The 26609-nt window shown below is 70.9% G+C and carries 21 protein-coding genes, 1 tRNA gene and 1 pseudogene; 11 read left to right on the top strand and 12 right to left on the bottom strand.

The genetic code is table 11. The features are described from left to right. A pseudogene (locus tag ACIA8E_RS36595) lies at positions 1-791 on the bottom strand (collagen-like protein); the annotation flags it as partial. A gap of 785 nt (positions 792-1576) precedes the next feature. Here ACIA8E_RS36595 and ACIA8E_RS36590 point away from each other — a divergent pair. The 4 genes from ACIA8E_RS36590 to ACIA8E_RS36575 all read left to right on the top strand — a co-directional run bounded on the left by ACIA8E_RS36590 (position 1577) and on the right by ACIA8E_RS36575 (position 5368). Next, on the top strand, positions 1577-2302 hold the full coding sequence (locus ACIA8E_RS36590; RefSeq protein ID WP_399305006.1) for a FadR/GntR family transcriptional regulator: 726 nt from the start codon (positions 1577-1579) through the stop codon (positions 2300-2302). 137 nt (positions 2303-2439) lie between these two features. After that, positions 2440-3207 (top strand): (Fe-S)-binding protein, encoded by a 768-nt coding sequence (locus tag ACIA8E_RS36585; protein WP_399305003.1) that lies wholly within the window; start codon positions 2440-2442, stop codon positions 3205-3207. Beyond that, the gene (locus tag ACIA8E_RS36580) at positions 3204-4739 is read left to right on the top strand and encodes a LutB/LldF family L-lactate oxidation iron-sulfur protein (protein ID WP_399305001.1); all 1536 of its coding nucleotides are present in this window, start codon (positions 3204-3206) and stop codon (positions 4737-4739) included. The genes ACIA8E_RS36585 and ACIA8E_RS36580 overlap by 4 nt, the downstream gene beginning before the upstream one ends. Further along, positions 4736-5368: a lactate utilization protein C gene (locus ACIA8E_RS36575; RefSeq protein WP_399304998.1), complete on the top strand. Its 633-nt coding sequence runs from the start codon at positions 4736-4738 to the stop codon at positions 5366-5368. The genes ACIA8E_RS36580 and ACIA8E_RS36575 overlap by 4 nt, the downstream gene beginning before the upstream one ends. A 49-nt stretch (positions 5369-5417) precedes the next feature. Here the strand turns inward: ACIA8E_RS36575 and ACIA8E_RS36570 are convergent, their stop codons facing one another. The 6 genes from ACIA8E_RS36570 to ACIA8E_RS36545 all read right to left on the bottom strand — a co-directional run bounded on the left by ACIA8E_RS36570 (position 5418) and on the right by ACIA8E_RS36545 (position 12930). Further along, positions 5418-7304 (bottom strand): DUF2264 domain-containing protein, encoded by a 1887-nt coding sequence (locus ACIA8E_RS36570; RefSeq protein ID WP_399304996.1) that lies wholly within the window; start codon positions 7302-7304, stop codon positions 5418-5420. Continuing rightward, positions 7301-8332, bottom strand: a complete 1032-nt coding sequence (locus tag ACIA8E_RS36565) for a hydroxyacid dehydrogenase (protein WP_399304993.1) — start codon at positions 8330-8332, stop codon at positions 7301-7303. Before ACIA8E_RS36565 ends, ACIA8E_RS36570 begins: the two co-directional genes overlap by 4 nt. 36 nt (positions 8333-8368) lie before the next feature. Continuing rightward, positions 8369-9247: a carbohydrate ABC transporter permease gene (locus ACIA8E_RS36560; protein ID WP_399304989.1), complete on the bottom strand. Its 879-nt coding sequence runs from the start codon at positions 9245-9247 to the stop codon at positions 8369-8371. Then, positions 9244-10236, bottom strand: a complete 993-nt coding sequence (locus ACIA8E_RS36555; RefSeq protein WP_399304987.1) for a carbohydrate ABC transporter permease — start codon at positions 10234-10236, stop codon at positions 9244-9246. The genes ACIA8E_RS36560 and ACIA8E_RS36555 overlap by 4 nt, the downstream gene beginning before the upstream one ends. A gap of 55 nt (positions 10237-10291) precedes the next feature. Further along, positions 10292-11659 (bottom strand): ABC transporter substrate-binding protein, encoded by a 1368-nt coding sequence (locus ACIA8E_RS36550; RefSeq protein WP_399304984.1) that lies wholly within the window; start codon positions 11657-11659, stop codon positions 10292-10294. A 101-nt stretch (positions 11660-11760) separates the two neighbouring features. After that, positions 11761-12930, bottom strand: coding sequence for a substrate-binding domain-containing protein (locus ACIA8E_RS36545; RefSeq protein ID WP_399304981.1), 1170 nt, complete (start codon positions 12928-12930; stop codon positions 11761-11763). A 374-nt stretch (positions 12931-13304) separates the two neighbouring features. Between ACIA8E_RS36545 and ACIA8E_RS36540 the strand changes: the two genes are divergently transcribed. Continuing rightward, positions 13305-14072, top strand: a complete 768-nt coding sequence (locus ACIA8E_RS36540; RefSeq protein WP_399304978.1) for a sulfite exporter TauE/SafE family protein — start codon at positions 13305-13307, stop codon at positions 14070-14072. A gap of 89 nt (positions 14073-14161) precedes the next feature. Here ACIA8E_RS36540 and ACIA8E_RS36535 read toward each other — a convergent pair whose 3' ends face one another. Further along, the gene (locus ACIA8E_RS36535) at positions 14162-15691 is read right to left on the bottom strand and encodes an amino acid permease (RefSeq protein ID WP_399304975.1); all 1530 of its coding nucleotides are present in this window, start codon (positions 15689-15691) and stop codon (positions 14162-14164) included. A 64-nt stretch (positions 15692-15755) separates the two neighbouring features. After that, the gene (locus ACIA8E_RS36530) at positions 15756-16763 is read right to left on the bottom strand and encodes a hypothetical protein (RefSeq protein WP_399304972.1); all 1008 of its coding nucleotides are present in this window, start codon (positions 16761-16763) and stop codon (positions 15756-15758) included. Between the two features lie 438 nt (positions 16764-17201). On the opposite strand from ACIA8E_RS36530, the gene ACIA8E_RS36525 reads away from it, so the two are divergent. Genes ACIA8E_RS36525 through ACIA8E_RS36515 form a run of 3 tightly spaced genes read left to right on the top strand, consistent with a single transcriptional unit; the run spans position 17202 to position 21338 of the window. After that, positions 17202-18635, top strand: coding sequence for an FGGY family carbohydrate kinase (locus ACIA8E_RS36525; protein WP_399304969.1), 1434 nt, complete (start codon positions 17202-17204; stop codon positions 18633-18635). Positions 18636-18672: 37 nt separating this feature from the next. Further along, a complete protein-coding gene (locus tag ACIA8E_RS36520) occupies positions 18673-20106 on the top strand; it encodes an FAD-dependent oxidoreductase (RefSeq protein WP_399304966.1) in 1434 nt (477 codons plus the stop codon). Then, positions 20103-21338, top strand: coding sequence for an FAD-dependent oxidoreductase (locus ACIA8E_RS36515; protein ID WP_399304963.1), 1236 nt, complete (start codon positions 20103-20105; stop codon positions 21336-21338). The genes ACIA8E_RS36520 and ACIA8E_RS36515 overlap by 4 nt, the downstream gene beginning before the upstream one ends. Before the next feature lie 15 nt (positions 21339-21353). On the opposite strand, the gene ACIA8E_RS36510 is transcribed toward ACIA8E_RS36515, so the two are convergent. Both ACIA8E_RS36510 and ACIA8E_RS36505 read right to left on the bottom strand, forming a co-directional pair. Next, positions 21354-21722: a hypothetical protein gene (locus tag ACIA8E_RS36510; RefSeq protein WP_399304960.1), complete on the bottom strand. Its 369-nt coding sequence runs from the start codon at positions 21720-21722 to the stop codon at positions 21354-21356. A 99-nt stretch (positions 21723-21821) separates the two neighbouring features. Beyond that, positions 21822-22352: a DUF309 domain-containing protein gene (locus ACIA8E_RS36505; RefSeq protein WP_399304958.1), complete on the bottom strand. Its 531-nt coding sequence runs from the start codon at positions 22350-22352 to the stop codon at positions 21822-21824. Between the two features lie 108 nt (positions 22353-22460). Between ACIA8E_RS36505 and ACIA8E_RS36500 the strand changes: the two genes are divergently transcribed. Both ACIA8E_RS36500 and ACIA8E_RS36495 read left to right on the top strand, forming a co-directional pair. After that, the gene (locus ACIA8E_RS36500) at positions 22461-25094 is read left to right on the top strand and encodes an ATP-binding protein (RefSeq protein WP_399304955.1); all 2634 of its coding nucleotides are present in this window, start codon (positions 22461-22463) and stop codon (positions 25092-25094) included. Positions 25095-25144: 50 nt separating this feature from the next. Beyond that, positions 25145-25218: transfer RNA gene (locus tag ACIA8E_RS36495), tRNA-Pro, on the top strand. 145 nt (positions 25219-25363) lie between these two features. Here ACIA8E_RS36495 and ACIA8E_RS36490 read toward each other — a convergent pair. Then, positions 25364-25567, bottom strand: a complete 204-nt coding sequence (locus ACIA8E_RS36490; protein WP_399304953.1) for a hypothetical protein — start codon at positions 25565-25567, stop codon at positions 25364-25366. Positions 25568-25832: 265 nt separating this feature from the next. On the opposite strand from ACIA8E_RS36490, the gene ACIA8E_RS36485 reads away from it, so the two are divergent. After that, a complete protein-coding gene (locus ACIA8E_RS36485) occupies positions 25833-26603 on the top strand; it encodes an SDR family oxidoreductase (protein ID WP_399304950.1) in 771 nt (256 codons plus the stop codon). Positions 26604-26609 lie beyond the last annotated feature (6 nt).

Genomic DNA, 26609 nt, shown 5'->3' with positions numbered 1-26609 from the left:
ATGCCGTCGGTGCCGTCCACGCCCGGGATGCCCTGGGGGCCGAGGCCGCCCTGCGGGCCCGTGCCGCCCTGTGCGCCCTGGGCACCGTCCACGCCATCGATGCCGTCGGTGCCGTCCACGCCCGGGATGCCCTGGGGGCCGAGGCCGCCCTGCGGGCCCGTGCCGCCCTGTGCGCCCTGGGCACCGTCCACGCCGTCGGTGCCATCCACGCCCGGGCCGCCCTGGGGGCCCGGGCCGCCCTGTGCACCCTGCGCGCCGTCGACGCCGTCCACGCCCGGGTCACCCTGGGCGCCCTGGGCGCCATCCACGCCGTCGGTGCCGTCCACGCCCGGGACGCCCTGCGCGCCCAGGCCGCCCTGCGCGCCCGTGCCGCCCTGCGCGCCCGTGCCGCCCTGCGCGCCCGTGCCGCCCTGGGGGCCCGTGCCGCCCTGGAATCCCTGGAACCCCTGGTGGCCTTGGGGGCCCTGGGGGCCCATGGGGCCACCGACGCCACCACCGGCGGGGCCCTGAGTGCCCTGCGGGCCCTGGGTGCCCACGCCCGTGCCGCCCTGCGGGCCCTGCGCGCCGTCCACACCGTCCTCGCCCGGCACACCCTGGGGTCCCTGCGGGCCTACTTGGCCCCGCGGTCCCTGCGGGCCACGGTCGCCGTCGCGGCCGTCGTGGCCGTCGTGGTCGTTGTCACGGTCGGCACTGGTGACGCCGTTCGGGCCCGGCAGCCCCATGCTGTGCTCGGTGCTGGACCTGTGGATCGCGTCGGCGATCGCCACCGTGCTCGGGACGACATTGAGCACAAGAGCAAGGGTGCCCGCCGAAACCAGCGTTGCGGTTTTGATGCGGGAGCTTCGGATCGTTTTACGGCTCACCTAGGGAACCTTTCTCACGGAACTTGGAGTGACCACACCGCGTGCGGGCGCACTCGATAAGCGCGGTTTATTTGCATGCGTGTCACGTCGCGGACAGCGACGGACACGAGCATCCTTCACTCTCGGTGACCGAACTTGTGCGGAAGGTTCCGTGTCGTGAGTGAAGATCACCCGAAGGGCGGTGAAGTGCCGCAGACACCATCTTCCTGTCGTATCTATGGGCCCGATGAGGCGGAACTGTCGGCCTCCGCTGTCGGGCGTGCCGACCTCCAGTCCGACTTCGATGCAGGTCGCGAGGGTGTGCTGCGCCAGAGGGCGTACGCGACTCCCCGTGCACGGCGGACGCCCTGCTGCACGGTTTGCCGGGAAGGGATGCCCTTCACGTCGCCACCGGACGCGGCGGTCGAAGTCTGTCGTGGGCCCGCGCTCGAACGGCGGCGCGGAACGTGCGTGTGAGGTCCTGTGGCTTCCCGACCGCTTCCGGTGCAGTAGCGCTTGGCAAGAGTGAAGAGTGCAAAAGATCGACCCCGTCTGCGAGCGACGGCGGAAAGGTGGTTGTGGATCACGTTCCGTACCGCGATCGCAGGTTCGCTTGCCGCGCGGGCCGTCCCGTGCGGGGGTGCCGCAGCGTCTTGTCGCTGGCAGCATGTTTGGTCCGACCACATGTCGTGTGTGACATAGTGAGATGAAGAGGCTGAGGCAGGGGGTGAACGATGCCCGTCGAGTGGCAACCCGTACGGCAGTCCCGTACGCATGAGCTCGTGCTCCAGAGTATCGAGGAGCGGGTATTCGCCGGGGAACTCAAGGCCGGGGACCGGCTGCCGCCCGAGCGGGAGCTCGCGCCGGTCCTCGGGGTCAGTAGGTCCGCTCTGCGCGAGGCGCTGCGGGTGCTGGAGACGATCGGAGTGCTTGTCGCCCAGCCCGGCCGTGGCCCGGACGCCGGGGCGCGGATCGTGCGCAACCCCGACGGCGCCCTCGGCCGGCTGCTGCGCCTGCACTTCGCCCTCGGCAGCTACAGCCTGGAGGACGTCCTGGAGGCACGCGTCGTACTGGAGCGGTCCAGCTTCGAGGCGGCGGCAACACACGCTTCCGCGGAGGACCTCGACGAGGCGGAGCAGTTGCTCGTACGGATGGCGGAACCGGATGTCGGCGTGGCCGAGTTCAACGATCTGGACACCCGGTTCCACGTCCAGATGGCCCGCAGCTCCGGCAATGAACTGACCTCCACGCTCACCTCCGCCGTGCGCGAGTCCGTGCGCCCGCTGATCCTGCGCGCACTGGAGGAGGCCGCGGACTGGCCGTCCACGGCGGCCGGTCTCAATGCCGAGCACACCGAACTCCTGCGGTTGGTGCGCGCGGGCAAGGGAGCGAAGGCGGCCGGTCTGGCCGAGCGGCACATCCGCAGCCTGCACGGCACGCTGGTGGACGAGAAGTCGTAGCCGCAACACGACAGCAAGCAAGGGGACGGTGCGAACGCGTGCCGTCCCCGCTGCATGTCCTGACCCTCTTCACGTTCCGGACCGAGGCTAGTATGGTCCGACCATATAAAGGCCAGAGAAACGATCGGAGAGGCCCCATGCGTATCGGACTCTTCGCCACCTGTCTGGGAGACACTCTCTTTCCCGAGGCGGTGAAATCCACCGCGGTCCTGCTCGCCCGCCTGGGGCACGAGGTGGTGTTCCCGCCGGAGCAGACCTGCTGTGGCCAGATGCACGTCAACACCGGCTACCAGCGCGAGCCCGTCCCGCTCGTGCGGAACTTCGCCGAGCAGTTCGGCGACGCGTCGATCGACGCCGTCGTCATGCCCTCGGGATCCTGCGCCGGATCCGTCCGCCACCAGCACGAGATCATCGCCGAGCGGTACGGGGACGCGGCGCTGCGCGCGGGCGTCGCCACGGTCAAGGCCAAGACCTACGAGCTGTCGGAGTTCCTCGTCGACGTCCTGGGCGTCACCGGTGTCGGCGCGTACTTCCCGCACCGCGTCACGTACCACCCCACCTGTCACTCCTTGCGCATGTTGCGCGTGGGCGACAAGCCCCTGAAGCTGCTGCGGGCCGTCGACTCCATCGACCTCGTCGAGCTTCCCGAAGCCGACTCCTGTTGCGGGTTCGGCGGCACCTTCGCCGTGAAGAACGCCGAGACGTCGACCGCGATGCTCCAGGACAAGATGCGCAACATCACCACCACCGGGGCGGCCGTGTGCACCGCGGGCGACTCGTCCTGTCTGATGCACATCGGCGGCGGACTCTCCCGTATCGCATCCGGCACCCGGACCCTGCACCTCGCGCAGATCCTCTCCTCCACCCGCACCTCGCCGTACGTCCTGACGGAGGCCGTCCGATGAGCAGCACCTTCCTCGGTATGCCCGCCACCCCGCCCCACTCCCCGTACGGGACGGGCAATCTGCGCGGCGACCGGAAGTTCCCCGCGGCCGCCCACGACGAGCTGCGCAACGAACAGCTGCGCCGCAACCTCGGCAAGGCCACCCGTACGATCCGCGCCAAACGCCTCAACGTCACCGGTGAACTGCCCGATTGGGAGCAACTGCGCGACGCCGGCTCGGCCATCAAGACCGACACCATGAACCGGCTCCCCGAACTCCTGGAGCAGCTGGAGCGGAAGGTCACCGAGCGCGGTGGCACCGTCCACTGGGCGCGCGACGGCGTCGAGGCCAACGAGATCGTCGCCCGGCTCGTCCGTGCGACCGGATCGAAGGAGGTCATCAAGGTCAAGTCGATGGCCACCCAGGAGATCGGCCTCAACGAGCACCTCGAATCGATCGGCGTCACTCCGTACGAGACGGACCTCGCCGAGCTCATCGTGCAGCTGGCCCACGACAAGCCGTCGCACATCCTGGTGCCCGCGATCCACCGCAACCGCGACGAGATCCGGCAGATCTTCCTCAAGGAGATCCCCGGTGTGGACCCGCGGCTCGACAACGTACCCGCCCATCTCGCCGCCGCGGCCCGCGCCTATCTGCGCGAGAAGTTCATGACGACGAAGGTGGCGGTCTCGGGCGCCAACTTCGGGATCGCCGAGACCGGCACCCTGTCCGTCGTCGAGTCCGAGGGCAACGGCCGGATGTGCCTGACCCTGCCCGACACCCTGATCACCGTCATGGGCATCGAGAAGGTGCTGCCGCGCTATCAGGACCTCGAAGTCTTCCTGCAGTTGCTGCCGCGCTCGTCGACCGGGGAGCGGATGAACCCGTACACCTCGATGTGGACAGGTGTGACGCCCGGCGACGGTCCGCAGGACTTCCATCTGGTCCTCCTCGACAACGGACGCACCGCCGCGCTCGCCGACCGGATCGGGCGCGAGGCGCTCAACTGCATCCGCTGCTCGGCCTGTCTGAACGTCTGCCCGGTGTACGAACGGGCCGGCGGACATGCGTACGGATCGACCTACCCCGGCCCGATCGGGGCGGTCCTCACCCCGCAACTCGCCGGGATGCACGCCGCCAAGGACGACCCCAACAGCTCGCTGCCGTACGCCTCCAGTCTCTGCGGCGCCTGCTTCGACGCCTGCCCGGTCAAGATCGACATCCCGTCGCTGCTGGTCGAGCTGCGCCACCAGCACACCGAACAGTCCGGTACGACGACGGAGAAGCTGGCCATGAAGGCGGCGGCCGGCGTGATGAGCAGACCGAAGCTGTTCACGACCGCGCAGAAGGCCGCGGGGCTGGGCCGGTTCCTCGCCGGGCGGGACGGGCAGATCTCGCACCTGCCGCCTCCGTTCAACGGGTGGAGCGACAGCCGTGACACCGCGGCGCCACCGAAGCAGTCCTTCCGCGCCTGGCTGGCGTCGGACGAGGGCGCCGCGACCATGCGGGCCGCCGCCGAGGACGGCAGGAACCAGCAGCAGGAGGAGAAGTGACGACCGCTCGCGAAACGGTGCTCGGCCGGATCCGGGACGCCCTGGCTCTCGCACCCACCCCCGACACGGCCGTCCCGCGCGACTACCGGACCGGCCGCACACTCCCCGACGACGAGCGCCTCGCGCTCTTCACCGACCGGCTCGTCGACTACAAGGCGCAGGTGCACGCCTGCACCGGCGACCGCACCGCCGAAGTGATCGCGCAGGTGCTGCGGGAGCGTGGTGCCCGGAAGGTCGGGGTGCCGGCAGGGCTCGACGAACGGTGGCTCGACGCGTACGACGGGGAGGTCCAGCAGGACCGCGCCGACATTCCGGCGCCCCGGCTCGATGCGCTGGACGGTGTCGTCACCGGGGCGGCCGTCGGCTGCGCCGAGACCGGCACGATCTTCCTCGACGGCTCGCCCGACCAGGGGCGACGGGCGCTGTCGCTCGTCCCCGACCTGCACGTGTGCGTGGTGGATCTGTCGGCGGTCGAGGTGGGGGTGCCGGAGGCGGTGGGCCGGCTGGTGCCGGAGCGGCCGACGACCCTGATCAGCGGGCCGTCGGCCACCTCGGACATCGAGCTGGAGCGGGTCGAGGGCGTACACGGCCCGCGGTCACTGGTGGTGGTGATCCGCATCGACGCGTAGGGCGGGGTCGTCCGCCGGGCGGCCATGAGGCCGTCCGGCGGACAGTTGGTCAGCGGTGCTCGACCTTCAGCGGTTCGAAGTCGATCCGGGTCGTCGCCCCGTCTTCCGCCCAGCCGACCTCGACCGTGTCGCCGTCCACGTTCACCGCGCTCACCGCCGCGGCGAGCGCCGTGGCGTCCGGCTCCGCCGTCAGGGATGCGAGGGACACCAGCAGGACCGTCCCCTCCGCGTCCGCGCCCAGCCGGGGCACCACCGCCCAGCGGGTGTACGCCGTGCCCTGCGGGGCCCGTACCTCGTCCGAAGTCTCCCAGCCGTGCAGTCCGTGCAGCGCGGACCGCACGGCGTCGTCCGGGCCGGTCGCCCAGCCCGTCTGCTCCACCCGTGCCCCGGCCGGCGCGCCCAGCACCCGGTGCACCCGCAGCTCGTACCTCCCGCGGACCACCGTGACGCTCTCGACCCGCAGCCCTGGCACCATCGGCGCACCCGACGTGAAGACGGGGCGGTGCCAGGACGCGGCCCAGCCCCAGCCGTCACCCTGTCCGGCGCCCAGCGGGCGCATGCTGCGGCGGCCACTGCGCACCCCCTCGACGACGACGGCCAGATGGTTGTCCGCCGCGTTCACCTTCGACGTGGGGCCGGTCACCGTGGAGTACGACTGGCGGCTGTACAGCGGATCGTCCTGCACGCCCGACTCGCCCTCGTGCGGCCGGACATGGTCACTGCCATGATTGTGCAGCCGTACGATGCCGTCCGCCTGGGTGGACTGGATCAGCAGGCCGGGCGCGGGCAGCGCGAGCACCCGGTCGGAGCCCTCGCTGGGCGCGGGTTCCTCGGTCGCCGTCCACAGCGGATGGCCCTCCGGGGCCAGCAGCGAGACGAACGCCTTGGATGCCCAGTACGGGGACGCGGGGCCCGAGTAGTGCTGCAGCGTCGCCTCGTGCGGGCCGTGCCAGCCCAGGCTCAGCAGCCCGTCCGTGCCCGTCGCGCCGCGGTCCAGGAAGTAGCGCAGCGATCCGCTGATCACCCGCCGCGAGGCACCGGGGGAGAGCGGGGTGTGCCCGGTGACGGCGCCCAGTGCGACCGCCGAACCGGCCGCGAAGCGGTAGGTCAGCGAGCGGCCGAAGTGGATCGGCGCGCCGTCGCCGCCGAACAGCAGCGAGAAGCTGTCCAGGTGTTCGCGCAGCCGGGAGCCGTAGTGCGCCGACAGCTCGGGGTCGCCCGACAGATGCGCGTCCAGTACCGGGTACAGGTGCAGCGCCCAGCCGTTGTAGTGGTCGAAGGCGGCGCCGTCGCCGTCCGCGTACCAGCCCTGTCCTCGGTACCAGCCCTCCAGCAGGTCGAGTGCCCGCTCCTTCGCCCGGGTCGTCTCCGCGTCGCCGCGGCCGACCGACTCCAGGAACGCGGCCACGGAGTAGGGGAACAGGTACCAGTTGTTGGGTGCGGGGGTGTGCCGCAGCGCACCGCGCAGCCACTCCTCGGCCCGGTCCTGGACGCCGGGGTCGAGCCGGTCCCACAGCCAGGGGCGGGTCAGCCGCAGTCCGATGGCGACCGAGGCGGATTCGACCATGGGCTGGCCCTGCACATGGTGGTCGAGGATCAGCGGCCAGGACTCCAGATCGTCCCGGCCGGGCGTCCGGGTACCGGCGGCGAGTCCGTCCGCGTACCGGTCGAGCCAGCCGTGCGGATCCTTCCCGTCCGCGCCCGCGACCCGGAACGCCGCCGCGAGGAACGTACGGGCATAGCCCTCCAGACCGTCCGAGCGCACCCCGGAGCCGGACGGCCGGCCCGGCAGGTCCAGCAGCGCGCGGCCGGGTGTCGACCACTGCCACGCGGCCCGCAGCAGGCCGTCCGCCGCCGCCTCCCAGTGGTCCCGGGTGTAGCCGGTGTGCGGGCTCAGGTCGCGGTCGTCGGATGGAAGTTCAAGGGGGGAGGTCATGCGAGGAATGCCAGCCTTTCGCGTCGTACGGGGTGGGCGAAACCGTCGCCCGCGGCCCAGCGGCCGATCTCGCGGACCGCCAGGTCGACCAGTCGCTGCCACTCGTTGCCCTGCGAGCCCGCGAGATGCGGAGTGATCAGGGCGTTGTCGCACTCCCACAGGGGGTGTGCGGACGGCAGCGTGTCGGGGTCGGTGACGTCGAGGATTGCGCGGATCCGGTCCTGCCGGAGCACGTCGGTGAGCGCGTCCTGGTCGACGACGGCGCCCCGCGAGGTGTTGATGAGCACACCGTCCGGGCGCATCGAGTTGAGGAGTTCACGACTGACGAGCCCGCGGGTGGCGGGCAGCAGTGGGGTGTGGACGCTCACCACGTCGCTCTGCGCGAACAGCTCAGCGAGTTCGACCGGCCGGACACCCAGCTCGGCGGCGTCCGCCGCGGAGACGTAGGGATCGTGCAGCAGCACCCGCAGGTCGTACGGGCGCAGCAGCTCGATGACGCGCCGGCCGATCAGCGAGGCGGACAGGATGCCCACGGTGCGGCCGTAGTTGCCGACCTCGGGCGAGGTGCGCAGCCAGTCGTCACGACGGCGCTCGGCCCGGTAGTCGCGGGCCCGCTCCAGGGCCCGCTTGCCGGAGAGCAGGATCATCGCGACGGTGTACTCCGCGACCGGCAGCGCGTTGGCGGCGGCGGCCGAGGACACTTCGATGCCCCGGTCCCAGCAGGCCTCGGTGATGTGCCCGCGGACGGAGCCCGCCGTGTGCACGACGGCGCGCAGCCGGGGAGCCGCCGCCAGCACGGTCTCGTCGAGCGGCGGGCAGCCCCAGCCGGTGACCAGGAGTTCGGCGTCCGCGAGCACGGCGCGGGCACGGTCGGTGGTGAAGTCGTCGAGGACGGGCAGGGGTGCGAGGGCGCACACCTCGGCGAGTGCGGCCAGGGATCGGGGGGCGAGGACGGCGGCCGCGGCATCCGGCTTCATGGCGAGGGCGGCGCGCGGCCGACGGCCTGCTGTGCGGGTGGTGCTGGACATCTTGCTCCTGGTACGGAAGTGGTCCGGGTGGCCCGGCTACTTGACGGCGCCCGCGGTGAGTCCCGACTTCCAGAACCGCTGGAGCAGTGCGAAGGCGAGGATCAACGGGAGGACGGCGAGCAGCGAACCCATGATCACGACGGGGTAGTACTCGGGGGAAACGGTGGCGGAACTGTTCCAGGTGTAGAGCCCCAGACTGACCGGATACAGGTCCTGGTCGGAGAGCATCACCATCGGCAGGAAGAAGTTGTTCCAGATGGCGGTGAGCTGGAAGAGGAAGACGGTGACCAGGCCGGGCCCCAGCATCCGCAGCGCGACCCGGAAGTAGGTGGTCAGCTCGCCGGCGCCGTCCACACGCGCTGCTTCGAGCACCTCGTTCGGCACGTACCCCTGACTGAATATCCGGCCGAGATACACACCGAACGGATTGAAGAGCACCGGGATGAAGACCGACCAGAAGGTGTTGACCAGCCCGGTGCCGGACGCCATCAGATACAGCGGCAGGGCCAGCACCGTCTGCGGCACCATGACGGCGGCGAGGACCAGGCCGAACAGCTTCTCCTTGTGCGGGAAGCGGTACTTGTCGAAGGCGTAGCCGCAGCCGATGCTCACCAGGGAGCCGAGCGCGGCGCCGAGGACCGCGTACAGCAGGCTGTTCCCGTACCACCGCCCGTACAGTCCGCCGTCCATCGCGAACAGATCCTTGAGGTTCTGCACGAAGGAGAAGTGGTCCAGAGACAGCACGTCGCTGCCGAACAGGGCGTCCCGGTCCTTCGACGCGGCCAGCACCAGCCACAGCACCGGCAGCAGCGTGTACAGCACCGATATGCCCACCACGACCTGGACGACGGAACGGCCGAGAAGCCGGGGCCGTCGCGTGGCGGCGGTACGGATGGTGGTGCTCGTCGCGCTCATCGGGCGTCCTCCTCGGGGGTGTTGGCGCGGTTGGTCCAGCGGGTGACGCCGTAGGAGAGAGCGATCGTGCAGATCAGCAGGACGACCGAGGCGGCGGCGGCCAGGCCGTAGTTGTTACGGGTGAAGGCCGCGTCGTAGATGTACATGCTGGGCGAGAACCGCGAGTTGATCATCGGGGTGGACTGGCTGAGCAGCATCGGCTCGGTGAACAGCTGGAGCGCGAAGATCAGGGTGAACATCGCCACCATGACGATGGACGAACGCACCAGCGGCGCCTTGACCTGGAGCGCGGTACGGACGGGTCCGGCGCCGTCGACGACCGAGGCCTCGACGACCTCGTGGGGCACGGCCTGCAGGGCGGCGTAGAAGACCACCATGTTGTAGCCGAGATTGCTCCACAGGGCGATGTTCACCATGGACGGCAGCACGGTGTGCACGCCGAGGAGGTCGATGGTGATGTCCGCCGTGCCCAGCAGGTCGATCACCGGGCTGAGCCCGGGCGTGTAGAGATACAGCCAGATCACGGCGGCGATGATGCCGGGCACGGCGTGCGGCAGGAACAGCCCGAGCTGTGCCCATGAACGCAGCCGTACCACCCCGGAGTCCAGCAGCAGCGCCAGTGCGAGCGAGGCGATCACCAGCACCGGAATGTAGATCACGCAGTACAGGAAGACGGTGCCCAGGCTGCTGAGGAACGTCGGGTCGGTGAGCACGGCCGTATAACTGCGCAGTCCGACGAAGACCGTTCGCTCCGGGCCGAAGCCGAGCCCCGGCTGGTCGTCGCTGAAGAAGCTGAGCCAGACGGCCGTTCCGACGGGGATCAGGAAGACCGTCACAAGGAGTACGAAGAACGGTGTCATGAGGGCACCGCAGGCACCGAGTTCACGGCGCCGGGACGACCTGCGGGCGGAGCGCACGGGCACGGCGGCCGACCGGGCGTTCGCCGGGCGCACAGGGGTGACCGTGGGGGTGGAAGCGGGGGTGGTCATGCGTCTCACCTGCCTCTCTGCTGCTGGGAACGGGGGGAAGGGGTGGCGAACGGGGTCAGCTGCTGCGCTCGGTGGTGGCGAGGCCGAGTGCCTTGAGGTCCGGCATGGTGCCCTGCTGGGCGGCGCGCACCGCGTCGATCAGCGAGCCCTGGCCGCCGCTCGCCCGGGCGAAGCCGTCCTGCATCACCTTTGCGGTGGCGGTCATCCGGGGTCCCCAGATCCAGCCGTCGCGGATCTTGTGTGCCTCCTCCTCGAAGACCGTGTAGATGTCCTGGCCCGCGTAGTAGCTGCGGTCGAAGGCCTTGCGGCCGACGGCGACGAGACCGGGAGCGGCCGGGTACTGGCTGCTGCTGCCGCTGGAGAGACGGGCGCGCAGTGCGTCGGGGTGCGACACCTGCCACTCGATGAACTCCAGGGCGGCCTCCGGGTGCCGGCTGTCCTTGGTGACCGCGAACGTGGAGCCGCCGTGGGTGCCGACGGCCGGTTTCGCCGGATCCCACTGGGGGAGCGGGGCCACGGCCCACTGGCCCTTCTGGGTGGGCCGGGCGTTCATCTGCGCCCCGGCGTCCCAGGCGCCGCTGAGCCGGACGAGGATCTGGCCGTTGCTGATCTGGGCGTCGCTCTGCCGGCTGTCCACGGCGTTCATGAAGACCAGGTCCTGGTCGATCAGCCGTTGCCAGTACGACGCGACGCGGCGGGTCGGCTCGTCGGCGAGCGACACGTTCCAGGCGCCGTCCGAGGTGTCGAACCACTGGGCGCCGGCCTGCCAGGCGAGCGCCGCGAACTGCATGGCACCGTCGGTGGCGAAGGTCGCCAGGCGCCGGTCCGGGGCTTTGCGGCGGACGGTTCGGGCCACATCCTCGAACTCGTCCCAGGTGCGTGGCACTTCGAGACCGAACTGCTGGAACAGGTCGGTGCGGCAGTGCATCAGCATCGGCTCGACGTCCAGCGGCACACTGAAGACGCGCTTCTCGAAAGTGGTCAGTCCCAGCGCCTGTGGCAGCAGCTTGGCCCGCAGTCCGTCGCCGATCAGATCGGTGAGCTCGCGTGCCACCCCGTCGATGGCGAAGCCGGGGACCTGGGGGTACTCGATGGTCGCGACATCCGGGGCGTTGCCCGCCCGGGACGCGTTGCTGAGCTTGGCGTAACCGCCCTGGCCTCCCGTGGGGATCTGCTGGAAGTCGACCTGGACGCGGTCGTGGGTGCGGTTGAACGCGTCCACGACCTCCTGGCTGCCGCGCAGGGCCGACCAGAAGGTGATGTGCGTGGCGCGCTTCGCGCCCTTGCTGCTGATGGTGCTGGTCTTGCTCGTGCTGCCCGACTTTGATGTGCCGTCACTGCTGCTGCAGGCGCTGAGCGCGCCCGTCAGCGGCAGGGCGGCGATCGAGGCGAGCACGGATCGACGGCTCTGTCGACCAGGCATGGGTGCCTCCCGCGGCTCCTGATTCGAGACACGGGAATCCTGATCGGCTGATCGGTACGGGTCAATAGATCGCTCAGAAGAAAATTAAAGCGGTCAAACGATCAGTCGTCGGAGGTGGGAAGCTGCTGCGCCGAACCGCGGATCTTCAGCGTGGGCAGCAACTCCGTCCTGCGCACCGGACCGGTGGCGCCGACGGTCCCGGCCAGCCGGTACAGCAGCAACTCGGCCGCCGCCCGCCCGATCTCCGCCTTCGGTGGCGCCACCGCGGTCAGCGGCGTACTGCCCAGGGCGGCGACCACGTCGTCGTACGCTACCACCGAGCAGTCCCGCGGCACCTGGACGCCGCCCTCCGCCAGCCGCTGCACCAGCATCAGCGCGTCCACATCGCCGTGCAGCACGGCCGCCGTGGCGCCCCGTTCGCGCAGCAGCCCGGCAAGGTCGACCGCCGTGGCGTCGCCGTCGGGATCGGGAGCCGGCGCGGCTTCGGCCGGCGCGCCGGGCGTCTGCGGACCGGGGCCGGGCACCGCCGCAGGCGAACTGAGCACTGTCGACCAGTCCTCCACCTCCGGACGGGCCGCCGCGATCTCGGCGAACGCTGTCCGGATGGTGCGCGCCGTCGGACTGTCGTCGCGGGCGGCCAGGACGATACGGCGGTGGCCCAGCGACACCAGATGGTCCACGGCCAGATGCGTCCCGTACCAGTGGTCGGAACAGACGGAGTCCAGGGCGTGCAGCGCACTGCCCGGCCGGGGCCGCCGCTCCATCAGCACGGTCGGCACCCCCACCTCCGCCAGCCAGCCGTAGTCCAGCTCCTCCGAGCCCGCGTTGCGCCACCGGGGGGCGATCAGCAGCCCGCGGGCTCCGTCCGCCAGCGCCCGTTCCACCAGCGGCCGTTCGGCACCCGCCGACTGCGGCGCGATGTGCAGGGCGATCCGCATCCCGGATTCCTCCAGCACGGTCCGGGCGCCGTGCAGCGTCTCGTACAGGTACGAATGCCGCTCCGGTACGACGAGGGCCACCGCAGCGCCGTCCCCGGCCGGCTCCTCGGTCCGCGCCGCCGGAACCGTGGTCGGTTCCGGCGCGTCGACCACCGGACGGGCCACCCCGTGCCCGCGCCGCAGCCTCCCCACCCGGGTCAGCTCCTCCACGTCGCGCCGGATCGTGACCACCGAGACATCCAGCTCGGCGGCGAGCACGCTGACCTTGACGGCACCCCGCGACTGCACCACCGACAGGATTCGCTGACGCCTGAGTTCAACCGGCTCCCGCATGCTGTTGCCCCCTCGCCGTACCGCTGGCGCACTGTTCGTTTGAACGCTTCACGTGCGCGCTTTGGTCGCAGCATAACCATCACCCCCGCGCCGTCCATGGCGTCCGAGGGCTTCATGGCCTCCATGGCCGAAGATCGTCGCCCCATACGTCCCCAGACACCGCGGCACCTTTGCGAGTCGCCCTCCCCGTGACGTCGGAGGCTCAGTGGTTCCCGACCCGGCGGACGGCCGGCACACCTCAGGGGCCGCCGGGGAAGGCCGGTGATGGAGTGAGTCGTGTGACCACACATCGGATGAGCCGGTGCAAAGCCGGGCGTTGAGTAAGGGACTCGATCGCGGCCCGAAAATGGGTGCGACTACCATCTGTTCCTGGCATGGACACCCTCACACTCTGGCAACTGGCGGCGCTGGCCGCGGCATCCGCACTCGTAGGCTTCTCCAAAACGGCCGTCAGCGGTGCCAATACGATCAGTCTCGCGGTCTTCGCGGCCGTACTCCCGGCCCGCGAGTCCACCGGGGTACTGCTCCCGATCCTCATCGCAGGCGATGTGCTCGCCGTCCTCACCTACCGCAGGCACGCGCACTGGCCGACGCTGCTGCGGCTGTTCCCCGCCGTCGCCGTGGGCGTGGTGGCCGGCACGCTCTTCATGATGTGGGCCGACGACGACGCGGTGAGGACGTCGATCGGCGCGATTCTGCTCTTCATGGCAGGCGTCACCGTCTGGCGGCGCCGTCCCGGTGCCGAGGGCAAGGAGCCTCCGGAGGAGTCCGGCCGCCCGTCCCGGACCGGCCGGCTCAAGACCCGTTCGTACGGAGTGCTCGGCGGCTTCACCACCATGGTCGCCAACGCGGGTGGCCCCGTGATGTCGCTCTATCTGCTCTCGGCCGGTTTCCGGAAGCTCGGCTTCCTTGGCACGTCGGCGTGGTTCTTCCTGATCGTCAACACCTCCAAGGTGCCGTTCAGCGTGGGCCTCGGCCTCATCGATGCCCAGTCGCTGCTGCTGGACGCCGCGATGCTGCTGTTCGTCATCCCCGGCGCCTATATCGGCCGCAAGTGCGTGGACCGGATCAACCAGAAGCTTTTCGAACGACTGGTGATCGGCGCGACCGTGCTCGGCGGCCTCCAGTTGCTCGTGGGCTGAGCGGACCCGGCGGCACAAGCAAGGCCCTCCCGGCCCGAGGGTCCAGGAGGGCCTGAATGGCCCCCGAAGAGGCCGCGACAGCCGTCGCGTCAGACGATGTCCGCCGCGATTTCCGCCTGCTCACGGGCGTTCCCGTACGCGGACGGCGTGCCGTACGAACGGCGCGCGACGAACCACCAGATGGTGGCCAGCACCAGTACCGCCACCAGTGCGATCGAGGCGTAGTTCATCGAGTCGATGGTCACCGGCGACGACTGCGGAAGCAGGAAGAGTACGGTCACGATCGCCACCCACACCACGGCGATCCAGCCGATCGGCTTCGACCAACGGCCCAGGTGCCAGGGGCCGCGCTGGAAGCGGTCGCCCGCGCGCAGCTTCAGGAAGACCGGGATCGCATAGGCGGGCGTGATGCCGATGACATTGATCGCGGTCACCGCACCGTACGCGGTCGCGGAGTACAGGGACGGAAGCGCGAGCAGGCCGGCGACGACGACCGACAGCCACACCGCGTTCACGGGTGTCTGGGTGCGGGCGCTCACCTTGCGCCACAGCGCCGAACCCGGCAGCGCGTTGTCCCGGCTGAACGCGAACACCATCCGGCTGGCCGCGGCGACCTCGGCGTTGCCGCAGAACAGCTGGGCCGCGATCACGATCAGCAGCATGGCGGTGGCGCCCGAGGTGCCGAGCGCGTCGATCAGGATCTGGGCGGGCGGGACGCCGGTGGCGGTGTCCTGGGTGCCCGCGTAGTCCTGGATCGCGAACGTCAGACCGGCGAGCAGCACGAACCCGGCGATCCAGGAGACCCAGATCGAGCGGACGATGCCGCGGGCCGCCGTCACCGAGGCGTTCGACGTCTCCTCCGACAGATGGGCGGAGGCGTCGTAACCGCAGAAGGTGTACTGCGCGAGGAGCAGACCGATCGCTGCCACATAGAGCGGGTTCTGCCAACCCGTGTCATTGACGAACTCGGTGAAGACGAACGACGGCGACTGGTGGTGCGAGGGGACGATCGCCAGCACGGCGACGATCACGGCGACACCGGCCAGATGCCACCACACGCTGATCGAGTTGAGAACGCTGACGAGGCGGACCCCGAAGAGGTTCAGCACGGCATGCAGCAGCAGGATGCAGAGAAAAATGATCATGGTGTGGCCGGGTGTCGGGTCGAAGCCCCACTGCAGGTTCATCAGCGCACCGGTGAACAGCGCGGCGCCGTAGTCGATGCCCGCGATCGCACCGAGCAGACCGAGCAGATTCAGCCAGCCGGTGTACCAGCCCCACTTGCGGCCACCGAGCCGGTCCGCCATGTAGTACAGCGCGCCGGACGTCGGGTATGCGCTGGTGACCTCGGCGAGCGCCATACCGACGCAGAGCACGAACAGACCGACGCCGGCCCAGCCCCACAGCATCACCGACGGTCCGCCGGTCGACATTCCGAAGCCGTACAGGGTCATGCAGCCGGACAGGATCGAGATGACGGAGAAGCTGATGGCGAAGTTGCCGAAGCCGCCCATGCGGCGGGCCAGCACCGGCTGGTAGCCGAGTTCGCGCAGCCGCTGCTCCTCGTCCTTCTGGGGGTTGGCCTCCGCGCCCGGCTGGGCCGAGGTGGATATGGACATGACAGGAACCTCCGTGAGTGGGATGGGATGGGTCGGTCTGCTGCGGGGCGACGGCTCGGTGCGCTCAGCCGTGCGGTCCGCGTCCCGGTTCGCGTGATGCGGCGAGACATCGGCTCCGGGCACGCAGGAACACGTCCTCGGCGGCCGAGGGGTCACGGGGAGTGCGGGTGCGGTACGACCAGGGCAGCGTGGTGAAGTACGGCCCGAGCGCCCGGAACACGGGGACCGCGTCGGTGAACCGCAGGGAGCCCCACAGTGCGTGGGCCAGATGATTGACGTCGAGCAGGGACTGTCCGGCCGGATCCGTGCGGTGGAACCACAGGCGCAGGGCCCGCTCGGCATCCCGTTCGGCGTCCTCGGTGACCCAGTGAAGATCCAGCGCCTTCTCCTGCCCGTGCCCGCGGCGGTAGCGCTCGACCCGCACGTACAGCGGCAGGACATGGAGCGCGGAGCCGTCGGGCGCCGAAGAGGCCGCCCACTGCGCGTAATTGACCGCTTCCGAGAGGGTGCTGCCGGCTTTGCGTGCGTATACGAACTGGAGCATCCGGTGGTGGGCCTCGCGGTTGCCCGGATCGCGCCGGTCGGCCTCCGCCAGCAGGCCCCACGGACCGGGAAAGAGCATCGGCCCCGGCGGATGCAGCCGGTGCTCCGCGAGCCGCTGCTCCTCGTCCAGCTGGGACAGGGCCAGCAGGCACACCCATGGCACCGGGTCGGTCGGGGTGGCGCGGGCGGCGGCTCCACAGGCCTCCCGGGCTTCCTGCCACAGTTCCTGTGCCCGGTGATGGCCTTCGCGATGGGCACGTACCGTCCGCTCGACGACGACCCGTGCGTGCATCACGACAGCTGCGACACTCCCGGGCTCCTCGGTCCGCCAGGCCTGTACCGCGTCGGATCCCGCGGCGACCGCTCCGAGCACCTGGGTGCGCTGGGTCCACAGCGTCCAGTCCGGGGTGCTCTCCAGCAGATTGCGCATGGAGACCCAGCGGCCGGTGCGCAGGTCCTGTAACGCGGCACGTAACTCGTTGTCATGTCCGGCAGGGTGATAGACCGGCCGGAAATCACTGTTGGCCATGGGCTCGCCCCGCTCCCGTGCGAGAGGTCCGGACGGGGCGGATCGGAGGTGTTCTCAGCACGTCTCGCCGCCCGGAGGCGGTACAACCATGCGGAAGCGGAAGACCCGGTGACCGTGATGTCGGTGCACCGGAAAGCGTGTCGGTCCCATCAATCCTCAAGCACGTGGGGGGTGTAGCAGCTGTTGGAGAACGAACTGCTCCGGAGTGTCCGGTTGTTGCTCGGCGGTGAGTGTAGAACGCCTGGTGTCGAGCACCCGACAGATTCGCGGATCTTACTCAAGTCCTTCGAATCAACGCCGAGTTGACCAACATCCGGTCGTTCCGTCGGGGTGTGGACGGCGCTTGACGTGCGCGGTGGTCTGCACCACTCTGTGCGTCAGCGACCCGTGATCACGAATCCGTTCAAGCCGCAGAGCTTCCGCACAGGTGGAGTGTCGATGACAGGCCCGGTACTCGCCGTGGACCAGGGCACCTCCGGCACCAAGGCGCTGGTGATCTGTCCGGAGCGCGGAGTGATCGGCTCCGGTGCGGCCCCGGTGCGGCCGCGGTACGGCGCCGGGGGAGTGGTCGAGGCCGACCCCGCCGAGCTGCTCGCCTCGGTCGTCGACGCCGGACAGCAGGCGTTGCACGAAGCCGGTGAGCCGGTGGCCGCCGTCGGACTCGCGAACCAGGGCGAGACCGTGCTCGCCTGGGATCCCGCGACCGGGCGGCCGCTCACCGACGCCATCGTCTGGCAGGACCGGCGGTCCGCATCGCTGTGCGCCGAACTCGCCGGGCACGAAGAGGAGTTGAAACAACTCACCGGGCTGCCGCTCGATCCGTACTTCGCCGCCCCGAAGATGGCCTGGATCCGCCGCGAGCTGACCCGCGACGGCGTGGTCACCACCAGCGACGCCTGGCTCGTCCACCGGCTGACCGGGGCGTTCGTCACGGACGCGGCGACCGCGGGACGAACCCAGCTGCTCGACCTCGACCGGGTCGGCTGGTCACCCGCCGCCCTGGACATCTTCGGCCTCTCCGGTGAACGGCTCCCGTCGGTCGTCGACGCCGCCGGGCCCGTCGGTGCGACGCGCGTCTTCGGCGGTGAAATCCCGCTGACCGGACTGCTCGTCGACCAGCAGGCCGCCCTCCTCGCCCAGGGCGCCTTTGAGCCGGGCACCGCCAAATGCACCTACGGCACCGGCGCCTTCCTGCTCGCCCAGACCGGGCCCACGCCACGCCGCGGCTCCACCGGGCTGGTCAGCTGTGTCGCCTGGCAGCTCGGCGGACGTACCAGCTACTGCCTCGACGGGCAGGTGTACACCGCGGCGTCCGCTGTCCGGTGGCTGACCGACCTCGGAGTGATCTCCGGCGCCGCCGACCTCGACCCGGTCGGCTCCACCGTCCCCGATGCCGGCACGGTCACGTTCGTGCCGGCGCTCGCGGGACTTGCCGCACCCTGGTGGCGCGGCGATCTGCGCGGCTCGGTCACCGGCCTCGGTCTGGACACCACCGCGGGGCACCTGGTGCGGGCTCTGTGCGACGGCATCGCCGCGCAGGTCGTCGAACTGGCCGATGCCGTTGCCACCGACCTCGGCGGACCGCTGACCTCGCTCCGCGTCGACGGTGGCCTGACCCGCTCCGCGCTCCTCATGCAGACCCAGGCCGACCTGCTGCAGCGGCCGGTCGAGGTGTCCGCGCTGCCGGACGTCACCGCACTCGGCGTCGGGGCCGTCGCCCGCCTCGGCCTCGACCCGCAGTTGCCGCTCCGCCAGGCGGTACCCGCATGGGAACCGGTCGCCGTGTACGAGCCGCGGATCGGCGCGGACGAGGCGGCCGAACGCCTCGCCCGGTTCCGCGCGGCGGTGGAGACCCTGCTGGACCGGGCATGACGGGCATCCCCGACCGGCGCGGCCCGGGAGAGACGACATGACACCGACGATCACCGCGACCGGATCCCTGGCCCACAGCCTTCGTGACGGCGACGGGGATGCGACGACGTACGACGTCACCGTCATCGGCGCAGGAGTCGTCGGCAGCGCCGTCGCCCGCGAACTGGCCCGCTACCGGCTCCGTACCGCCCTCATCGACGGGTCCGACGACATCGGCAACGGCACGTCGAAGGCCAACACCGCGATCCTGCACACCGGTTTCGACGCCGTGCCCGGATCGCTGGAGGCCCGCCTCGTGCGCGAAGGCCGACGCAGACTCGCCGCGTACGCCGCCGTGACCGGTATCCCGGTCGAGCGCGTCGGCGCCCTCCTCGTCGCCTGGGACGAGGAACAGCTCGCCGCACTCCCCACCCTGTCGGCCAAGGCGGAACGCAACAACTACCACGCGGCACGCATCATCGACGCCGACGAACTGCGTGCCCGAGAACCCCATCTGGGCCCGGGTGCGCTCGGCGCGCTGGAGATCCCCGACGAGAGCATCATCTGCCCCTGGACGACGCCCCTCGCGTACGCCACCCAGGCCGTGTGCGCAGGAGTCCATCTCCATCTCAACTGCCGGGTCCGGCACATCGACAGCGGCCAGGACGTCCACACCCTCACCACCACGCGCGGCCCGCTGCGGACCCGCTACCTGATCAACGTCGCCGGTCTGTACGCCGATGAACTCGACCGGCAACTCGGCCACGACGCCTTCACCGTCACTCCGCGCCGCGGCCAGCTCATCGTCTTCGACAAGCTGGCCCGCGATCTCGTCGACCACATCCTGCTCCCGGTACCCACCGAGGCCGGCAAGGGCGTCCTGGTGGCACCGACCGTCTTCGGTAACGTCCTGCTCGGCCCGACCGCCGAAGAGCTCGACGACAAGACCGCCACCGGATCCAGCGCCGACGGTCTCGCGCTCCTGCGCGAGAAGGGCCGCCGGATCCTGCCCGCGCTGCTCGACGAGGAAGTCACGGCCGTCTACGCCGGACTGCGCGCCGCCACCGGCCACGAGGACTACCGCATCCGGGCCTACCCCGACCAGCGGTACGTCGCCGTCGGCGGTATCCGTTCCACCGGTCTCACCGCTTCCATGGCCATCGCCGCGTACGTCGTCGAGCTGCTGGCCGGCACCGGCCTCGACCTCGGTACGCCGGCCGAACTGCCGCCGCTGACCATGCCCCAGCTAGGTGAGGCCTTCCCCCGCCCGTACCGGCGCGCGGAGCTGATCGCCGCCGACCCGGCATACGGCACCCTCGTCTGCCACTGCGAACGGGTCTCCGCGGGCGAGATCCGGGACGCGCTGACCAGTACGATCCCGGCGCGGTCGAAGGACGGGCTGCGGCGCCGGACCCGGGCCGGCGGCGGGCGCTGCCAGGGGTTCTACTGCGGGGCCGCGGTCCGTTCCCTGATCGAGGAGGCCCGGCCATGACCCGGCGCGAGCGGACCGTCGATGTCCTGGTCGTCGGGGCGGGACCGGCCGGCCTCGGAGCCGGGGCCGAACTCGCCGCGTCCGGCGCGGGCCGCGTCGAGATCCTGGATCGCGAACAGGCCGCGGGCGGCATCCCGCGCCACTGCTACCACGGCGGATTCGGTGCCGGCCGCTTCGGGGCAGGGGCCATCGGGCCCGTGTACGCACGGCAGGGCGTGGCCGCGGCCGTCCGCGCCGGAGCCACCCTCCGTACCTCCATCACCGCCACCGGCTGGGCCGGACCCCGCACCCTCGACACCACCGGACCCACCGGACTCGAACGCATCACCGCGCGCGCCGTCGTCCTCGCCACCGGTGCGCGCGAACGCCCGCGCAGCGCCCGGCTCGTCCCCGGCACCCGTCCGCCCGGCGTCTACACCACCGGCGAACTCCAGCAGGCGGTCCACCTCTTCCGGCAGCGGATCGGTACGCGAGCGGTCGTCATCGGCAACGAACCCGTCAGCCACGCCGCGGCGGACACGCTGAGGGTGGCCGGCCTCGACGTGGTCGCCCTGGTCACCGACCAGCCGCCGTCCCCGCTGCCCGACGCCCCGGTGCGCGCACGGCACCGTACACCGCTCCTCACCCATGCCACCGTCACCGGACTGACCGGCCGGGAGCGGCTCACCGGGGTCTCACTGCGCCACCGCGACGGCCGGACCACGACGCTGCCCTGCGACACCGTCGTCTTCACCGGGGACTGGATCCCCGACCACGAGCTGGCCCGGCGCGGTGGGGCGACCCTGGACCCCGGCACCCGTGGACCGGCGTACGACGCCTCGTACCGCACCCGGGCGACCGGTGTCTTCGCCGTCGGCAATCTGCTGCACGCGGTGGAGAGCGCGGGGACCGCGGCCGCCGAGGGCCGGGCCGTGGCCGCTCCCGTACTGCGTCACCTGGCAGCGGATCCGTGGCCGACCGGCCGTCCGGCGCTTGCCGTCGACGCCCCGCTGGAATGGATCGCACCGAACCTCGTCGCCCTGGACGGCAGCCGCCCGCTCCACGACCGCTTCACCCTGCGCACCGGCCGGCGGCTGCTCCGCCCGTTCCTCGTCGTCGGCCAGGACGGACACGTACTCCACCGGGAGCGGCTGCTGCTGCCCGCCGTACCGAACCGGTCGCTCCGGCTGCGGGGTGACTGGCTCGACCGGGTGGACCCGCACGGCGGAACCGTGCGGATCACGGTGCACTGAGCCCTCGCCGCGGCGTCAGGGGATCAGCAGCCAGTCCGAACCGATTGCCGCCAGCAGGCCGACAGCCAGCAGCCAACTACCCAGCCGTGTCCGGCCGTTGCGGCTGAGCTCGATCACGATCCCGCAGAGGATCAGCGCGAGCCCGTACACCCCGACCACCAGAACGGACGACCGGCTCGCGATCCGCAGCCCGAGCACCACCGCCATCGCCACCATGCCGACCGACGAGAGGGCGATCCGCAACCGTCTCGCCTGACGTGGTGTCAGTCTGCGGCCCTCGGCCTCAACCTCTGCCTCGGCCTCAACCTCTGCCTCGGCCGCTGTACCGGCGTCGGGGGCGGGTATCGGGGTGTCCACGGACTGGTCCTGGTCAGAAGTGCTCATGACGCGGGATGGTAATAGCTTCGCGGCGCCGTGGTCGCCCGTCCGGGCGAGGGGGGGCCCGAAAGTGATCGTAGTCGACCGCCTCGCCGCCTCACCGGTCTACCGGCGCTCCGGCCGCAGACACGGTGCCTCGTCGGCCGCATCCACCGGCTGCCCGTCCGCCGCGTCCACCCGCCCGGCCAGCTCCTGCGCCCAGTCGATCAGTCCACGGACCCCGATCCCGTAGGGCACCGTGTCCCCGAACTCCCCGGGTTCCGCGAACCCGTCGGCCCGCGCGCACTCCGTGAGCGCCGCCGCACCCCGTCGCAACAGCCGCGCCCCGCCCGTCGTATTGCCGCGGGCCGTATGCGTCAGCCCCACCGCCAGTTGTGCCAGCCCGCGCCACAACTCCCGTTCCTCCTCGGGACCCGACTTCCACGCATCCTCGAACACCTCGTGCGCATGGAACGGCATCCCCGCGTCCAACAGACGCTGCGCCTCCCGCAGCGTCGCGTCGGGGGAGCGGATCACCCCCTCCGGCTGCCGCTCCACTCCCGGCGTCCCGTACGGCAGCGGGCGCCCCAGCCCGTCCCGGGGGCGCGCGTTGCGCGCCCGGCCCTCGGCGTCGCGGTCCCTGTGAGTCTCGTCCACCCTTCGATTGTGCCCCGCACCTGCGGCGAACTGTCCGAACCACTGTCGGTGGGCCCCCGCGCACGACTAGTGTCGGCAGTCATCCGTACCACTTTGGGGAGGGTAGGCATGAAGCCGTCCCGGCCGCTGTACGAGCGCGATCCGGAACTCGCTGCCGCCGCACAAGCCGTGGATGCCCTGTGCGGCGCCCAGGCCGTCGGCGGGTTGTTGATCTTCAGCGGCGAGGCAGGCATCGGCAAGACCGCGTTGCTCGCCGAGATCGAGACCCTGGCGGCGGACCGTTGCACGGTGTGGTCCGCGCGCGGCGGCGAGACAGTCACGTCCGTACCGTTCCACGTCGTACGTCAACTGCTGCAGCCCGCCCTCGACCAGTTCCCGCCGGACGAGGTGAGGAGTCTGTTCGGGGCCTGGTACGAAATCGCCGCGCCCGCCCTCGGGCTCGCCGAACCCACCGGTCCGCAGCCCGATCCGCAGGGTGTGCGGGACGGGATCGACTGGGTCGTCGCGCGGCTCGCCTCACGCCTGAGCCACCGTCCGCTGCTGCTGATCGTCGACGACGCGCACTGGGCGGACGGCGAATCCCTCGCCTGGCTGGCCTCGTTCACCGCGCGCCTCGGCGAACTGCCCGTCCTGGTCGTCCAGGCGCACCGCCCGGACGAGCTGGCGGCGCGGAAGACGGAGGGCGGCAGCGGCAGCGGACACCCGGCGCAGGTCCGGGTCGCACTGCGCGCTCTCACCCCCGACGCCACCGCCGAACTGGTCAGGGCGGCGCTGGGCGACCACGCCGATGATCCGTTCTGCCGCGAGGTGTGGGCCGTCACCGGCGGCAACCCGTACGAGGCGGTCGAACTCGTCGCCAAGGTGCAGGACCGCGAACTGCCGCCACTGGAGGAGTCGGCCGGACTGCTGCGCGAACTCGGCGCCTCCGCCCGCGGCAGCGGACTCGTCGCCCGGCTCGAACGGCTCGGCACCAACGCCAACCGGTTCGCCTGGGCCGCCGCCGTACTCGGCACCGACATCTCCCAGGACCTCGCCGCCACCCTCGCCGGGATGAGCCCCGCCGAGGCCGCCGACTGCACCGCACGGCTGCGCGACGCCCGTATCGTCAGCGGCTTCGACCCGCTCGAATTCGTCCACCCGCTGATCGCCACCGCCGTCTACCGCTCCATCCCGCCGGCCACCCGCACCGCCATGCACGGCCGGGCCGCCTGGGCGATCGCCAGGGCCGGACTGGGCGCCGCCGCGGCCTCCCGCCACCTCCTCGAAGTCCACCCGGACGACGACCAGGAACTGGTCGAGCAACTCCGTGAAGCAGCCGGCCAGCACCTCGCCGTCGGCGCACCCGAGGCCGCGCGCCGCTGCCTGGAGCGAGCCCTGCGGGAACCGCCGCGCCACCAGGTGCGCGCCGCGCTCCTGTACGAACTGGGCTGCGCCACGCTGCTCAGTTCCCCGCCCACCACCGTCCAGCATCTGCGCGCCGCCCTCGATCTGCCCGGACTCGACGACGACGTACGGGTCGACGCCACCTTCCGGCTGGCCGCGGCCCTCTCCCACAACAACCAGCTGAAGGAAGCCGCGCTCGCCCTCGCGGCCGAGGCCGGACGCACCGCCCCCGGACCGGGTCAGATGCGCCTCCAGGCCGCGCACTTCATGTGGGAGGGCATGCAGGCCGCAGAGGACGACGGTCCCGGCCGCTCCCGTCGGCTCGCCCGCAACGCCGACCACCTCACCGGCAAGGACAACGCCGAACGCGCCCTGCTCACCATCCGCGCGTTCGACGCCATGCTGCGCGGCGAGAACTCCCAACTCGTCGTCGGCCTCTGCGAACGCGCCCTGGTCGACGGCCGCCCCGCCCGCGGTCTCGGCTGGACCGACACCGAATGGGGCTTCGAGTTCCCCACCCTGGTCGGCATCACCTATGCCTTCACCGACCAGCTCGACCGGGCCGAGGACCTTTTCAGCGAGGCAGTGCGCGCCTTCGAGATCTCCGGCTGGAGCGGCGCCCACCTCGCATTCGCGCACACCCTCCTCGGCCTGGTCCACCGCCGTCGCGGCCGACTGGCCGAGGCCGAGGGCTTTCTGCGCGAAGGGCTGCGGCTCGCCGACCGTGTCGGCAGCGGTCTGCCCGTCCACTGGGACGCCGCCTGCCTGCTCATCGACACACTGCTGGCCCGCGGCCGCGTCTCCGAGGCCCGCACGATAGCTGACAGGTACCACTTCGGGCTGCCTTACCCCAGCGCCATGGTGCTGCCCGACGCGCCGTGCGTCCGGGGCCGTCTCCTGCTGGCCGAAGGCCGTACGAAGGAGGCCGTCACCGAACTCGAAGCGGCGGGCCAGGCACTCGAACCGCGTGGCAGGTTCAACGGCATCTGGGCCCCCTGGGCCGGCGATCTCGCCCGCGCCCTGGCCGACGACGACCCGGCCCGCGCCGCCCAACTCGCAACCTCGGCCCGGGTGCACGCGGAGAGGTTCGGCACGGAGACCGCGATCGGTGAGGCGCTGCGCTGCGTCTCGCTGTTCGCCCGCCCCGAGGACGCCCAGCACCTGCTGGCCGACGCGGTCCGGCACCTGGAGGCCTCCCCGTCCGCGTACGAACATGCCCTGGCCCGCTTCGACTACGGCATCGCGATCCGCTCCCCGAAGGAGCTCGCCCGGGCACAGAAACTGGCCACCGCGTGCGGCGCCGAATCGCTCGCCACCCGCGCCCACCAGGCACGGGCGTCGATCCGGGCAACGGAGTGAGGTAATGTTTGTCCTGCGCGGCCGCCTGGGAACGCCAGGGGGAATCGCAGCGGGACGTGGCGCAGCTTGGTAGCGCACTTGACTGGGGGTCAAGGGGTCGCAGGTTCAAATCCTGTCGTCCCGACAGAGATGTCGGAATTTTCCGCAGGTGAGGGGCGCTCTTCGGAGCGCCCCTCACGCGTGAGCGGGGGCCATGCGGGGACCCTCTTCCGATGCCGAAGCACCGGCGTGGGTGACGAGCGCCGTCCGCGAATCCGTGTCACGCGCGGTCAGAGCCCGGGCAACGTCTCCTGCGGCCACTCGAAGACGACCTCGCAGTGCTGCTGCGGGGCCATCGGGGAGTAGTGCAGCTGTGCGCCGGTCGCAGCGGTGAGCTTCACGTAGTCCTTGGGGGACGTCAGTCTGTCGAACATCTGGCGCGGCTGCCCCGGATAGAACTGCTCGTAGTCGTAGTCCAGGATCAGCGTGGGCATCTTGATGCGCCCTACGACTGCACGACACCGGCCGTTCCCTCGAACAGCCTGCTTGCCACCGAGGGCTGGAGTCCGGAGTGCGGAGCCGGACGGCACGATGCGTCCGGCTGCCGGCGTGTCGCGGCTTCCATTGCCGACGTACAGGTCCATGGCAAGGCCCGTTCGGCCGGCGACCCGGCTGGGACGGGCTGGTTGACGCGTTCTAAGCGACCGCTTAGTATCCTGGGAGCCTGCGTCCGCCCGATCACCGCCTTTGGAGTCCGCCGTGACCTCACTGTTCTCCGTCTCCGGCAAAACCGCCCTGGTCACCGGGGGGTCCCGCGGTATCGGCCTGATGATCGCCCGCGGCCTGGTCGAAGCCGGCGCCCGGGTCTACGTCAGTTCCCGCAACGCCGCGGCCTGCGACGAGGCCGCGCGTGAGCTCTCCGCGCTCGGCGAGGCGATCGCACTGCCCGCGGACCTGTCGCGGGAGGAGGAGTGCCACCGGCTCGCCACGGAGATCGCCGAACGCGAGGAGCGGCTGCACATCCTGGTCAACAACGCGGGCGCGACCTGGGGTGCGCCACTGGACGAGTTCCTGGTCAGCGGCTGGGACAAGGTGATGGACCTCAACCTGCGCAGCCCCTTCCTGCTGACCCAGGCACTGCTGCCGCTGCTGCGCAAGGCCGGCTCCCATGACGACCCTGCACGCGTGATCAACGTCGGTTCCATCGACGGGCTGCACGTCAACCCGCTGCCCACTTACTCCTACGCGGCGAGCAAGGCCGGACTGCACCACCTGACCCGGGTACTGGCGAAGGAACTCGGGCCGCAGAGCATCACCGTCAACGCGATCGCCCCCGGCCCGTTCGAGTCCAGGATGATGGCCGCCACGCTGAAGGCCCAGGGCGACGCCGTGGTCGGGTCCGCACCACTGCGCCGGATCGGACGCCCTGATGACATGGCCGGCGTGGCGATCTACCTCTCCAGTCGGGCCGGGGCGTACGTCACCGGCGCAGTGATCCCCGTCGACGGCGGCATCGGCACCACCGTCTGAACCGCC

The sequence above is a fragment of the Streptomyces sp. NPDC051664 genome (assembly GCF_044453545.1).
GTDB lineage: Bacteria > Actinomycetota > Actinomycetes > Streptomycetales > Streptomycetaceae > Streptomyces.
Note: the sequence above shows the minus strand (reverse complement) of the source record. Positions and strands in the feature narration are given on the sequence as shown.